General features: G+C 69.2%; 12 protein-coding genes. 6 read left to right on the top strand and 6 right to left on the bottom strand.

The genetic code is table 11. The features are described from left to right. Positions 1–30: 30 nt before the first annotated feature. The gene (locus NI2_RS15440) at positions 31–1,404 is read right to left on the bottom strand and encodes a cation:dicarboxylate symporter family transporter (protein WP_067491678.1); all 1,374 of its coding nucleotides are present in this window, start codon (positions 1,402–1,404) and stop codon (positions 31–33) included. Between the two features lie 94 nt (positions 1,405–1,498). Between NI2_RS15440 and NI2_RS15435 the strand changes: the two genes are divergently transcribed. Continuing rightward, a complete protein-coding gene (locus NI2_RS15435) occupies positions 1,499–3,052 on the top strand; it encodes an ATP-binding protein (protein WP_067491362.1) in 1,554 nt (517 codons plus the stop codon). Next, positions 3,049–3,747 carry a response regulator gene (locus NI2_RS15430; protein ID WP_067491360.1) on the top strand — a complete coding sequence of 233 codons (699 nt, stop codon included), beginning with the start codon at positions 3,049–3,051 and terminating at the stop codon, positions 3,745–3,747. Before NI2_RS15435 ends, NI2_RS15430 begins: the two co-directional genes overlap by 4 nt. Position 3,748: 1 nt before the next feature. Here the strand turns inward: NI2_RS15430 and NI2_RS15425 are convergent, their stop codons facing one another. The 3 genes from NI2_RS15425 to NI2_RS15415 all read right to left on the bottom strand — a co-directional run bounded on the left by NI2_RS15425 (position 3,749) and on the right by NI2_RS15415 (position 7,319). Continuing rightward, the gene (locus NI2_RS15425; protein WP_067491358.1) at positions 3,749–5,074 is read right to left on the bottom strand and encodes a cytochrome P450; all 1,326 of its coding nucleotides are present in this window, start codon (positions 5,072–5,074) and stop codon (positions 3,749–3,751) included. A gap of 115 nt (positions 5,075–5,189) precedes the next feature. Next, positions 5,190–5,903, bottom strand: coding sequence for a TIGR03089 family protein (locus tag NI2_RS15420; RefSeq protein ID WP_067491356.1), 714 nt, complete (start codon positions 5,901–5,903; stop codon positions 5,190–5,192). A 3-nt stretch (positions 5,904–5,906) separates the two neighbouring features. Further along, positions 5,907–7,319 (bottom strand): LCP family protein, encoded by a 1,413-nt coding sequence (locus NI2_RS15415; protein ID WP_166655751.1) that lies wholly within the window; start codon positions 7,317–7,319, stop codon positions 5,907–5,909. A 192-nt stretch (positions 7,320–7,511) separates the two neighbouring features. On the opposite strand from NI2_RS15415, the gene rfbD reads away from it, so the two are divergent. The 3 genes from rfbD to manB are packed head-to-tail and all read left to right on the top strand — an operon-like array spanning position 7,512 to position 10,391. Then, complete coding sequence (rfbD, locus tag NI2_RS15410; RefSeq protein ID WP_084476445.1) at positions 7,512–8,369, top strand: dTDP-4-dehydrorhamnose reductase; 858 nt, start codon at positions 7,512–7,514, stop codon at positions 8,367–8,369. 11 nt (positions 8,370–8,380) lie between these two features. Next, entirely contained in the window at positions 8,381–9,277 is an 897-nt protein-coding gene (locus tag NI2_RS15405) for a glycosyltransferase family 2 protein (protein ID WP_067491354.1), read from the top strand. Positions 9,278–9,311: 34 nt separating this feature from the next. Next, entirely contained in the window at positions 9,312–10,391 is a 1,080-nt protein-coding gene (gene manB / locus NI2_RS15400; protein ID WP_067491352.1) for a mannose-1-phosphate guanylyltransferase, read from the top strand. 6 nt (positions 10,392–10,397) lie between these two features. Here the strand turns inward: manB and NI2_RS15395 are convergent, their stop codons facing one another. After that, positions 10,398–11,975 carry a carboxylesterase/lipase family protein gene (locus NI2_RS15395; RefSeq protein ID WP_067491350.1) on the bottom strand — a complete coding sequence of 526 codons (1,578 nt, stop codon included), beginning with the start codon at positions 11,973–11,975 and terminating at the stop codon, positions 10,398–10,400. 334 nt (positions 11,976–12,309) lie between these two features. Here NI2_RS15395 and NI2_RS15390 point away from each other — a divergent pair, with 334 nt between their 5' ends. Continuing rightward, positions 12,310–12,525, top strand: coding sequence for an FmdB family zinc ribbon protein (locus NI2_RS15390; protein ID WP_067491348.1), 216 nt, complete (start codon positions 12,310–12,312; stop codon positions 12,523–12,525). Here the strand turns inward: NI2_RS15390 and NI2_RS15385 are convergent, their stop codons facing one another. Then, positions 12,526–12,801 carry an Rdx family protein gene (locus NI2_RS15385; RefSeq protein WP_067491346.1) on the bottom strand — a complete coding sequence of 92 codons (276 nt, stop codon included), beginning with the start codon at positions 12,799–12,801 and terminating at the stop codon, positions 12,526–12,528. Between the last annotated feature and the right edge of the window lie 13 nt (positions 12,802–12,814).

Raw genomic sequence — 12,814 nt, 5'->3', positions numbered from 1 at the left:
CCCCGAGCGAGACGGGGCCGGTCCACTGTTCTACTGCACTGCGATAGTGGCAGGCTCGGTCACGGGCTTGGGCTCGGTCTCGGGCTTGGGCTCGGGGGCGCCGTGTTCGTCGTCGACCATGGTCTCCTCGTCGAAGGGGAGTTCGCGGTCGAGGACGCGGCGGGTGCGGTCGGCGTCGACGGTTTTGGTCCAGGTGCCGATGAGCAGGGTGGCGACGGCGTTGCCCGAGAAGTTGGTCAGCGCACGGGCTTCGGACATGAACCGGTCGATGCCGACGATCAGGCCGACACCGTCGAGGAGTTCGGGGCGGTGGCTCTGCAGACCGCCCGCCAGCGTTGCCAGGCCCGCGCCGGTGACGCCCGCCGCACCCTTGGACGCGATGATCATGAACAGCAGCAGGCCGATCTGCTCGCCGATACTCAGCGGCTGACCGAGGGCGTCGGCGATGAAGATCGAGGCCATCGTCAGGTAGATGGCCGTGCCGTCGAGGTTGAACGAGTACCCGGTCGGCACGACGACACCGACCGTGGTCTTCTCCACCCCGGCGTGCTCCATTTTGGCGATCAGCCGTGGCAGCGCCGACTCCGAGGACGAGGTCGCCACGATCAGCAGGTACTCCCGGGCCAGGTACCGGCACAGCTTCAGGATCGACACACCCGACACGATCCGCAGCACCGCGCCGAGCACACCGAAGACGAACACCAGGCAGGTCAGGTAGAACGCGACCATCAGCGTCGCCAGCTCCACGACCGCCGACCAGCCCGTGCGCCCGACGACATTGGCGATCGCACCGAAGGCACCGATCGGCGCCAGCCACAGGATCATCGACAGGATACGGAACACGAGCTTCTGCCCGATCGACACCGCCCGCAGGATCGGCTCGCCCGCCGCGCCCATCGCCTGCACCGCGAATCCGACGAGCAGGGCCACGAACAGCGCCTGCAGCACGCTGCCTGCCGTCAGCGAGGACACCAGCGTGGTCGGCACGATGTCCTGGATGAAGTCCCAGGTACCACCCGCACCGTGCGCCTGCTCGGCGTACTTGGCGCCCGCACCGGGATTGGCCTCGCCGAGTCCGGAGCCGGGTTCGATCAGGTTGCCGACCACCAGGCCGATACCGAGTGCGGCCGTCGACATGGCGAGGAAGTAGGCGATGGCCAGGCCGCCGACCTTGCCGACGGTGGCCGCCGCCCGCACCGAACCGATGCCGAGCACGATGGTGCAGAAGATGACCGGCGCGATCATCATCTTGATCAGATTCACGAAGAGGGTGCCCAGCGGCGCCAGTGACTGACCGAACTCCGGTGCCAGCCTGCCGACGAGAATGCCCGCGAGCACCGCGATAATCACCGCGATGTACAGCCAGTGGGTATGGTCTCGTTTTCGCGCGGTGGTTGTGCTCATGGCAGCGAGCATGCCCTGCTGGTGTGATCGTCGTCACGTTTGGTACATAACGTGCTTTAGGTACATAACGTTCAGTTCGAGGTCGGAGGGCAGGATGCGACGAGGACGACTGTCGCTTGCCGGACAGGCCTTCGTGTGGCAGCTGGTGGTGCTGGCGCTGATGATCGGCACGGGTACGGTGCTCGCCGTGCTCGACGCCAGACGCGACCACGATGTGGCCACGGAGCTTCAGGTCAGGGATGTCGCCGTGTCGGTGGCCAGAGCGCCGTCGACGCTGGCGGCGGTGAGCTCGCCGTATCCGAGCGGACTGCTGCAACCGACCACCGAGCGGATCAGGGCCGATACCGGGATGGATTTCATCGTGGTGATGGCGCCGGACCGCACCCGCTACACCCACACGAATCCGGAGATGATCGGCAAGCCGTTCTCCGGCAGCATCGACCAGGCGCTGGCCGGGCAGACGTTCACCGAGACGTTCACCGGCACGCTCGGCCCGTCGATCCGGGCGGTGACGCCGGTCTACGACCGCGGCCGGGTGGTCGCGCTGGTATCGGCCGGGGTCACCAGGGCCAGGATCGGCACCCAGGTGGCCTCGCAGCTGCCGCTGATCCTCGGGGTGAGCGCGGCGGGGCTCGCGCTGGCCGCGTTCTCCTCGTTCCTGCTCAGCAGGCGGCTGCGCAGGCAGACCCACGGCCTGGCACCCGACGAGTTGCGCGCGCTCTACGAGCACCACGACGCGGTGCTGCATTCGGTCCACGAGGGTCTGGTGGTGTTCGGCACCGGCCCGGGGCCCGCGGAGGTGGTCAACGACCAGGCGCGCACCCTGCTCGATCTGCCGCAGGGGCCGGTGTATCGCGACGACCTGCCCGTCTCGTTGCGCCAGGAGCGCCCGGGCGTGGTGCGCGACGAAACGCATGTGACCACCGACCGCGTGCTGCTGGTGAACCAGGACGTGGTGACCTGGGAGGGCGAGCAGATCGGTACCGTCCTCACCATCCGCGACCAGACCGAACTGCGCGCGGTGCTCGGCGAGCTCGACACGGTGCGCAATTTCGCCGAATCGCTGCGCGCCCAGGCGCACGAGGCGGCCAACAAACTGCACACCGTGGTCACCATGGTCGAGCTCGGCAGGCCTGACGAGGCGGTGGCATTCGCCACCGACGAGCTCGCGCTCTCGCAGGTACTGATCGACCGGCTGCTGGCGGCCGTCGGTGACGCGGCGCTGGCTGCGCTGCTGCTCGGCAAGGTGGACCAGGCCGCCGAGCGCGGCGTGAGTCTCGCCATCAGCGAGGACACCGCGCTCGATTCCACCGACCCGCTCTCGGCGCAGGAAACCGTGACGCTGGTCGGCAACCTGGTCGACAACGCCATCGACGCGGCCGCGGGCACCATCGACAAGCGGGTCGAGGTGTCGGTGAGTCACCGCGACGGGCACCTTTGTGTGCGCGTCTCCGACAGCGGCCCCGGTATGTCGGCGCAGATGTTCGAGCGCGCCGCCGAACGCGGCTACACGACCAAATCCGATCATGCCGGCCTCGGCCTGGCACTCGTGCACCGTCTCGTCGATCGACACGGCGGTGCCATCACCACAACGGCCGCACCACACAGCGCGGTCACCGTCCGAATTCCGTTGAGGGAGAACCCATGATCCGCGTCCTGATCGTCGAGGACGAACCGTTGATCGCCCAGGCACACCGGGCCTATCTCGAACGGCTCGACGGGTTCGTCACCGGCGGCGTCGCCCATACCGGTCATGACGCGCTCAATCTCGCCGCGTCGGCGATCGCCGACGGCAATCCGTTCCACCTGGTGCTGATGGATATCGGGCTGCCCGACATCAACGGTCTCGAGGTGGCCGCCGCGCTCAACGGGCTCTCCCCGCGTCCCGATGTCATCGCGATCACCTCGGCGCGGGAGCTGACCATGGTCCGCAGCGCCGTCGCACACGGGGTGGTGCTGTATCTGCTCAAGCCGTTCACCTTCGCCGCCTTTCGCGAGAAGCTGGAACGCTACCGGGATTTCGACACCGCCCTGCCCGCGGGCGAAGCGGCGCTGTCGCAGTACGACATCGACCGCGCGCTCGGTGCGCTGCGCACCGCCGACCAGCGCGCGGGCGCCCCGAAGGGCGTTGTGCAGCACACCCTCGAGGAAGTGTCGCGGGCGGTGCGCGCGGCCGAGGCGGGCATCACCGCCACCGATGCCGCCGCGGCCGTCGGCGTTTCCCGGATCACCGCGTGGCGGTATCTCGAGAAACTCGCCGACGACGGCCTCGCCGAACGCCGGGCCGACTACGGCCGGGCCGGGCGCCCGAAAACCCGCTACCGCTGGCGGGTTTCGACCTAGGTCACCCCTGGGTGGTGGCGCCCGCCAGATTGTCGGGCGCCCCGGTGCGCGCTACCGGACCGAGGTCGACCGGCATGTGCTCGAACCCGTGCAGGGTGAACAGGTTGCGGCGCACCGGTTCTCCGCGTAAGCGCAGATCCGGGTAGCGGGCGTAGAGCGCGCGCAGGGCGTGTACCGCTTCCATCCTGGCCAGGCTCGCGCCGAGGCAGGCGTGGATGCCGCTGCTGAAGGCCACGTGCTCCTTGGCATTCGGGCGGTCGATGTCGAAGCGGTCCGGATCGGCGAAGACCGAGGGGTCGCGGTTGGCACCGGCCAGCGACAGGATGACGGTGGCACCCGCCTTCACCGTCATCCCGTCGACCTCGACGTCCTCGAGCGCCACCCGGGCCGTGGTCTGCACGGGTGGGTCGAACCGCAGCGTCTCCTCCACCACGTCGGGCCAGCGGTCGGGGTCGTTCTGGGCGATGGCGAGCTGGTCGGGGTTGGCCGACAGCGCGGCCACCGCGTTCCCGATGAGGTTGACCGTGGTCTCGAAGCCCGCGCCCATCAGCAGTCCCGCGCCTGCCTGCAGTTCGCGCATCGTAAGGTCGCCGGAGGTGACCAGGCTGGAGAGGATGTCGTCGCCCGGTTCGTCACGCAGCTTCTCGATGTGCTCGGCCAGATAGTCGGCCAGGGTGTCGGTGGCGGCCATCGCCTCCCGGTAGGAGCGCCAAGAGGTGCCGATGTCGAGCAGCGGGGTGACGCGGTCGCCCCAGCGCAGGAACAGCTCGCGGTCGGCGGCGGGGAACCCGAGCATCTCGGCGATGATCGCGATCGGCACCTGGGCCGCGAAATCGGTGACGAGGTCGATCGAGCCGTGCGCGGGCATCGCGTCGAGCAGTTCGGTGGTGACGGTTTCGACCCGGTCGCGCAGCCTGCCGATGGCACGCGGGGTGAAGGCCGACGCCACCGGCTTGCGCATCCTGGTGTGCTCGGGCGGATTGAGCACGAGCATCGACGGCGGCTCGACCGGGCTCGGCGGCGGAACCACTCGTTCGGCCAGCTTGCGCAACGTCGGTGGCACCTCGGGACCCAATGCCGGGAAGACACCGAATCTGTTGTCGCGCAGGATGCTTCGCACCTTCGCGTGCTCGAAGCACGCGTACGCCAACGGCGTGCGTCGCAGACCGGGGCCGCGCAGTTCCTCGATGAGCGGGTACGGATCGTGCAGCCCCCGCTCGCCGGCGAGCAGGGTGGCGAAGGTGTCTCCGCGCCGCGCACGCCAGCGCAGGAAGGCACGGGGAATCCCGTGCTGTGCCGACCAGCGGATCCAGTACCCGACGTTCATAGCCGCCCCTTTGCGCCGTACTGCCGAAGATGTCTTCCACAGTACGGACGGGGTGTGACAGAAACCACGTTCCTCGGGCGGAGGCCGACCTATACCCAGGTAGGAGACGAGCGGCTCAGCGCCGCACGGTCACCCGTTCGGTCTCGGCGCGGTGCTCGGTGGCCGTCGCGTCGGGATTGACCACCTGCACCAGCGACGCACCGGCGCCGAGAACGGCGAGATACCCGTCGATCAGCTCGGCCGCGGTGTCCCACGGCGCGCTCGACAGCACCCGGTCACCGGCGGAAATACCCTGCATCGCCGCCGATTTCTTCGCCGCGTCGAGTACCTCGCCCACCGACATACCGTCGAGAGCGGCCCGGAAACCACCGGGCAGGAACTGGTCACCGTGCACGCGCACCGCGGTGGCGAAATCGGTGACACCGACCGGCAGGTCGCGCACGGGTGTGCCCATGGCGTCCAGCGACAGCACCGCGACCTCGCCGACGCCGTCGGCGTCGTCGAGCCGGTCGGGCGTCACCAGGGCGAGGTCGGCGTCCGGATCGGGGCTGAGCACCACTTCGGTTCCGGCCCACCAGCAGCCGAGCAGCACCGCGGCCGTCTGCCAGTGCGCGGGCAGCAGCACCGCGACCCGCGCGCCAGGGGTGAGCGCGAACTCGTCGCGGATCAGGTTAGCGGTCTTGGCCGCCCAGTTGGCCAGCGTCAGCCCGGACAGTTCGATGCGGGCGCCGGTGGCGTCGTCGTACCAGGTGACGCGCGGTCCGGCGGGATCGCGTTCGAGGATCGGGTCGAGGAGGGCGTCGGTCAGTGTCGAATTGGGCTCACGCATAGGTCAATTCACGCATTTCGGTCCGTTCTGGCCTGCGTCGATCGGTGGGGCGGGCGGTACTGGCGTGGCGGTCGCCGAGGATGTTCCGTCGAAATCGAACATGCCTGCCGCGGCCGAGCCGGGACCAGAGTAGTCGCTCGCCAGCACCACGCTCACCGAATCCGCCGACAGCGACGGATCCGCGACCACGGTCAGGCCGCCGAGTTCCTCGGCCACCGCGACGGCCTTGGGATCGGCGCTGTCGGCGGCGAGCACCCGGCTCGAGCTCACACTCCCCCCGGAATAGTTCCCGACCAGACCCTCGCGGAAACCCTTACCGGTCAACGCGGCCGCGACCTTGGCCGCCAAGCCCGTCGCGCCACCGGCGTTGAACACGCTCACCGTCACCGTGGACGGGTCGACCTTCTTCTCCTCGGCCGGTTTCTCCTCGCCGACCAGTCCGGCCACGTAGTCCTGCACGGCCTTCGGTTCCACCCGAACCACCGATTCGCCGTTGGCCGTCATGCTGTTCAGGTCGGCGACGGGAATGGTGTCGAACTCGACCTGGCCACCGGAGAGGTCCTTGAGCTGCTGCAGGAAGGCGAGCACGTCCCAGTCGTCGTCGAGGACGACCGTGCGCCCGACGGCTTCGCTGATCTCGCTGAGCTTGCCGGGATCGGCCAGCGTCTTGGCGTTGAGCAGCTGACCCACCAGCTGGGCCATGAACACCTGCTGACGCACGATCCGGTCGATGTCGCCGCGCGGCAGATCGTGGCGCTGCCGCACGAAACTCAATGCCTGCGCACCGTCGAGACGCTGATTTCCCGCCGGGAACTGCGCGCCGGACATGTATTCGTCGACCGCGTTGTTCAGGCACACCTCCACCCCGCCGACGGCATCGGTGAGCAGCACGAACCCGAGCAGGCTCACCTCGGCGTAGTGGTCGACGGTGACGCCGGTGAGATCGGCCACCGACTTGATCAGCGCCTGCCTGCCCGTCTTGGTCGAGTCGCGTTCGGCGTCGGCCTCGGCATCGCCGTCGGCGAGCATCTTGGCGCGTTCGGTCTCTTTCGTCGCGCCGTAGGCGGAGTTGATCTTGGCCTTGCCCTGACCGGGGATATCGACGTAGGAGTCGCGGGGGATGGAGATGGCGGTGGCGGAGCGGCCGTCGTTGGGGACGCGGACCAGCACGATGGTGTCGGTGTTGGTGCCCACTTCGTCGCCGGCGTGCAGCATGGCGCGTTCGGCGCTGGTGAGCGGATTGCCGTGGGCGTCGGTGCGGCTGTCGACACCCACGAGCAGGATGTCGACGGCGCCGTCGCGGCCGCCGCCCAGACCGAGCCCACCGATGCGTTCGATATTGGCGATCAGATTGTCGACGCTGCGCCAGGCGAACCCGGTGATCGCGAGCACCAGGACCGCCGCGATCGCCACCATCACCTTCGCCGGTCCCGCAGGCGTGGTGGCCGACGGTGATCCTGTCGACTCTCGCACTCGTGCTTCCTCTCGACCTCGCGGCGCCCCGCCCTGCACGCCTCCCCGCAAACCCCACTGTCGTGAACACAGGCTAACCAACAGTTACCACAGTCGGGCCGACCCGCAGGTGTTGCGGCGTGCCAGACTGGCCGCGTGAATGCCGATTTCCCCACTCGAGCTCCCCTGATCGTAACCGGCGCCGGTGGGCTGCTGGGGCGGGAAATCCTGCGTCTGGCCCCGCACGCGCGCGGCCTCGGCCGGTCGCAGGTCGACATCACCGACCGCGCGGCGGTGGAGGCGATACTCACACCCGGCGCGGTGGTGCTCAACTGCGCGGCCTACACCGCCGTCGACGCCGCCGAAACCGACCGCGAGGCCGCGTTCGCCGCCAATGCCACCGGTCCGGCCGTACTCGCCGCCGCCTGTACCGCCACCGGCGCACGACTGATCCACGTGTCGACCGACTATGTGTTCCCGGGCACCGCGAGCACACCGTACGAACCGGACGACCCCACCGGTCCGGCGACGGTCTACGGCCAGTCGAAACTGGCGGGTGAGCGGGCCGTGCTCGACGGCTGCCCCGACGCGCAGGTCGTGCGAACGGCCTGGGTGTACGCCGGTGTCGAGGGGGATTTCGTCGCGACCATGCGCAGGCTCGAGCGCGAACGCGACACCGTCACCGTGGTGAACGACCAGCTCGGGTCGCCGACCAGCGCGATCGACCTGGCCGCCGCCCTGCTCGAGCTCGCCGAGCGCCCCGACGCACCCCGGGTGCTGCACGCGACCAACTCCGGCACCGCCACCTGGTTCGACCTGGCCGTCGCCGTTTTCACCGAGCTCGGCGCCGACCCGGCCCGGGTGCTGCCGTGCGATTCGAGCGCGTTCCCCAGACCCGCGCCGCGCCCGCCCTATTCGGTGCTCTCACCCCGCGTTTGGAACGACGCGGGCCTGACCCCGATGCGGCCTTGGCGTTCCGCACTCACCGACACACTTCGCCGTTTGTCCGACTAGGCTGCGCACTCGTGAACGCAGCCGAATCCCCCGCCCCCGCCGGTCTGGCCGTCGTCACGGTGACCTATTCACCGGGCGAGCATCTCGAGCACTTCATCACCACCCTCGCCGACGCGACCAGCGAGAAGCCGCAGGTGATCCTGGCCGACAACGGGTCGACCGACGGCGTGCCCGAGCTGGTGGCCGAGGCCAACGCGCACGTGCGGCTGCTGCGTACCGGCGGCAATATCGGCTACGGCGGCGCCATCAACCGGGCCGTCGCCGAGATCGATCCGTCGATCGAATTCGTGATCCTGGCCAACCCGGACATCCGCTGGGGTGTCGACTCCATCGACAAGCTGCTCGAGGCCGCGCAGCGCTGGCCGCGCGCGGGCGCCTTCGGGCCGATGGTGCGCGAACCCGACGGCAGCGTCTACCCCTCGGCACGGCGGGTGCCCGGCCTGGCCGATGGTGCGGGGCACGCGATCCTCGGTGCGATCTGGCCGAAGAACCCTTGGTCGGTGCGGTACCGGCAGGAGAACGAGGAGCTGTCGGAGCGGGTGGTCGGCTGGCTGTCGGGCTCGTGCCTGCTGGTGCGTCGCGCCGCGTTCGACACCATCGACGGCTTCGACTCGCGCTACTTCATGTACATGGAGGACGTCGACTTCGGTGACCGCATGGGCAAGGCGGGCTGGCACAATGTGTTCGTCCCGGACGCCGAGGTGACCCACGCCAAGGGTCACGCCGCGGGCAAGCACCCGGAATTGATGCTGCCCGCCCACCATGCCAGCGCCTACCGTTTCCAGGCCGACCGGCATCCGCACTGGTGGCAGGCGCCGCTGCGGCTCGCATTGCGGGCCGGACTTGCGGTTCGCTCCCGGATTGCGGTTCGATCGGCGCTGCGTGAGAAAGCGCGAACCGGCGCCTGAGTAGGGCCGGTCCACTGTGAACAGGGGAAACTCGATGGCAGGCAATGCAGGCACCGACGCGGTCATCCTCGTCGGCGGACAGGGCACGCGGCTGCGTCCGCTCACCCTCTCGGCGCCCAAGCCGATGCTGCCGACGGCCGGGCTGCCGTTCCTGACCCACCTGCTGGCCCGCATCGCCGAGGCCGGGATCACCCACGTCGTGCTCGGCACCTCCTTCAAGGCGGAGGTGTTCGAGGAGCACTTCGGCGACGGCTCGGAGCTGGGACTCGACCTGGAGTACGTCACCGAGACCGAACCGCTCGGCACCGGCGGCGGCATCCGCAACGTGCTCCCCAAGCTGCGTGCCGACAATGTGATGGTCTTCAACGGCGACGTGCTCGGCGGCACCGACCTCGGCGCGATCCTCGACACCCACGAGTCGACCAACGCCGATGTGACCCTGCACCTGGTCCGGGTGAGCGATCCACGCGCGTTCGGCTGTGTGCCGACCGACGAGGAAGGCCGGGTCACGGCGTTCCTCGAGAAGACCCAGGATCCGCCGACCGACCAGATCAACGCCGGTTGCTATGTGTTCCGCCGCGAGTACATCGAGAAGATCCCGACCGGTCGCCCGGTGTCGGTGGAGCGCGAGGTGTTCCCCGCGCTGCTGGCCGAGGGTGCCCGCGTGCAGGGTCACGTCGATGCCTCCTACTGGCGCGATATGGGCACCCCGGAGGACTTCGTTCGCGGTTCGGCCGACCTGGTCCGCGGCATCGCTCCCTCCCCCGCCCTGCCGGGACAGCGCGGTGAGTCGCTGGTGCACCCCAGTGCGGGCGTGGCTCCCGGCGCGCTGCTCATCGGCGGCACCGTGGTCGGGCGTGGCGCCGAGATCGGCGCGGGTGCCCGACTCGACGGTGCGGTGATCTTCGACGGCGCGGTCGTCGAGGCGGGCGCGACCGTGGAACGGTCGATCGTCGGTTTCGGCGCCCGGATCGGTCCGCGTGCGCTGGTGCGTGACGGTGTGATCGGTGACGGCGCCCAGGTCGGTGCCCGCTGCGAACTGCTGCGCGGGGCGAGGGTGTGGCCGGGCGTGGAGATCCCCGACGGCGGCATCCGCTTCTCCACCGACGTGTGACACTGCTCAGCTGAAGCCGACGGCGTGGTCGCCCCAGGCGGTGTGCAGTTCGGCGTCGGGATTGTCGACGACCCGGTCGATGGTGTCGATGAGCAAAGTGGTCCGGTCGGTGGGCAGATAGCGCGGCCAGTGCTTGGAACCGTCCAGTGCCGCGGGCACGCCGTGTTCGGCGAAGGCCAGCCAGCGGCGCTGCATCCGGCCCGAGACCGCGAGCGAGACCTTGCGACCGCCGAGCCAGAAGGTCGGGTCGTGGTTGAGCGTGCCGAAATTGCCGAACACATAGGGCAATTCGGTGGCGTGGCCGGCACCGACCCGGGCCGCCTTCAACATCGGTGTCGCGTAGTCGAACCGGTACTTCCAGGTCGGTGAGTGCTGGGCGTGCCCTTCGGCGACCCACGCGGCGGGCATACGGAACGCGGCATCGGTCGACATGGCGAGCGCGCCACGGATCTTGGTGAGATCCGGATACGCGGAGGTGATCTCGGCGATCCGTTCCGGCGACATCTCCGGGTGCGAGGCGGCGACGTCCTGCAGCATGGCGTTCACGGCGTCGGGCGTCACCGGCATGATCGGGGATTTGAGCACCCGGAACAGGGAGGCCTCGTCCTTGTTGCTGCCGATCAGCAACGGCACCCGACGGGAAAGGCCATGCTGGAAACGGTCGATCGGATAGGCGGGCAACAGGTCCCCGTCGACGACCGGGGCGGCGGCCAGTCTGCCCGGTTCCTTGGTCGGCACCTCGTCGAGCAGTACCGCACCGACCTCCACGAGCTGTTCGATCGGCAGCTCGAGCAACCGATCCGTTTCGCCCGCACCGAGTTCCAGCAGTTCCAGGTACCGCTGTGCGACGACGGCGGCGCGTTCCTGCCCGAAAACCGTGGTAGCGGGCGGACTCTGGGCGATCGCCTTGTGGAACAACCCGTCGGCGGCCGGTGCGGTGAGCAGCGCGGTGACGCAGCCCGCACCGGAGGATTCGCCGAAGACCGTCACATTGCCGGGGTCGCCGCCGAACGCGGCGATATTGTCGCGGACCCAGGCGAGGGCGGCCAGCTGATCGTGCAGGCCGAGGTTCGGGGTGAACTGGTCGCCGAAGGACGACAGGTCGAGGAAACCGAGGACCCCGAGCCGGTAATTCACCGTCACGACCACCACGTCGCCCGCTTCCGCGAGTCTGCGCCCGTTGTAGATGGTCTGCGCGGCGGTGCCGAGGCAGTAGGCGCCGCCGTGCAGCCACACCATCACGGGGCGCGGTTCGTCGTCGCTGGGCTGGGGCCGGGGTGACCACACGTTCACCCACAGACAGTCCTCGCCCATCCGCAGATCCGAGTCGACGGGCACCATCGCGCCCATCGCCTGCGGTGCGATCTCACCGAAGACCGCGCAGTCGCGCACGCCCTCCCAGGGCTTCGGCGGCTCGGGGAGACGGAATCGAGCCGGGCCGGAGGGCGCTTTCGCGTAGGGCACGCTGCGCCACACGGCGACCGGCCCCTCCCAGATTCCGCTGACCGTGCCGTACTCGGTGTGCGCCAGTGGTTCGGCTTCGTGGGTCCACGTGCCTTGGTCGAGATCGGGCTGAATGCTCATCGCACACCTCCTAGCCGGCGCGATCCACGAGTGCCTGTGCGTTTGCTCCCGCGGGCCGCAGCACCTGGTGACTCCTTACGAGAGTACGTCGGCACGCCACTGGCACGCCGCCAACGCACCATTTCCGCAGGTAACGGTTACTCGCCGGTACAGCTTCGGCCTCCTCACGGTGTCATCGCCCGGCGATCTGGACTGCCGGAGCCGCGTTCGGGCAGCATGCCTTCGATCGACGTCAGCGCGGTGCGCGGCGAACCGCACCGCACCGAAATTCGATAGCTGCGAGTGTGCTGACCGGCCAGGTGTCGGTGCGGCCGTGGCGACTTACACTTGCCGCATGCCGAACTACAGCTTCCGGTGCCGCTCCTGCGGCGACACATTCGAGGTGAACCGGCCGATGGCGCAGTCCTCGGATCCGGCGTCCTGCCCGGCGGGCCACGACGACACCGTCAAACTGCTGACCACCTTCGCCACCGTGGGTCGCGGCGCCGCGCCGATGCCCGCGGCACAGCCCGCGGGTGGCGGATGCTGTGGTGGGGGCGGCTGCTGCTGATCAGTCGCGCCGGTCGACGTGCCCGAGGTCGCGCTCGGGTGCGATCCGGTCGCGAACCCGCTGCTTGAGCACCGCGATCTCCGGAAAGCCGCCGTCGGCCTTGCGTTCCCACAGCTGATCGCCGTCGAGAGTGATCCGGAAGACGCCGCCCTCCCCCGGCACGAGCGCCACCTCGGCGAGATCGGTGCCGAAGGTGCTCAGCAGTTCCTGTGCCATCCAGCTCGCGCGCAGCAGCCAGCGGCATTGCGTGCAGTATTCGATCGCGATGCGGGCCACCGGTGCAGTATCC

The sequence above is a fragment of the Nocardia ignorata NBRC 108230 genome, assembly GCF_001612905.1.
Lineage (GTDB): Bacteria > Actinomycetota > Actinomycetes > Mycobacteriales > Mycobacteriaceae > Nocardia > Nocardia ignorata.
The sequence above is the reverse complement of the archived record's forward strand: the minus strand, read 5'-3'. Positions and strand labels throughout refer to the sequence as shown.

Bases quoted from the DNA above. Each gene is read 5' to 3' on its own strand.
- NI2_RS15440 (WP_067491678.1), bottom strand. From the start codon at position 1,404: ATGAGCACAACCACCGCGCGAAAACGAGACCATACCCACTGGCTGTAC.
- NI2_RS15435 (WP_067491362.1), top strand. From the start codon at position 1,499: ATGCGACGAGGACGACTGTCGCTTGCCGGACAGGCCTTCGTGTGGCAG.
- NI2_RS15430 (WP_067491360.1), top strand. From the start codon at position 3,049: ATGATCCGCGTCCTGATCGTCGAGGACGAACCGTTGATCGCCCAGGCA.
- NI2_RS15425 (WP_067491358.1), bottom strand. From the start codon at position 5,074: ATGAACGTCGGGTACTGGATCCGCTGGTCGGCACAGCACGGGATTCCC.
- NI2_RS15420 (WP_067491356.1), bottom strand. From the start codon at position 5,903: ATGCGTGAGCCCAATTCGACACTGACCGACGCCCTCCTCGACCCGATC.
- NI2_RS15415 (WP_166655751.1), bottom strand. From the start codon at position 7,319: ATGGTGGCGATCGCGGCGGTCCTGGTGCTCGCGATCACCGGGTTCGCC.
- manB (WP_067491352.1), top strand. From the start codon at position 9,312: ATGGCAGGCAATGCAGGCACCGACGCGGTCATCCTCGTCGGCGGACAG.
- NI2_RS15395 (WP_067491350.1), bottom strand. From the start codon at position 11,975: ATGAGCATTCAGCCCGATCTCGACCAAGGCACGTGGACCCACGAAGCC.
- NI2_RS15390 (WP_067491348.1), top strand. From the start codon at position 12,310: ATGCCGAACTACAGCTTCCGGTGCCGCTCCTGCGGCGACACATTCGAG.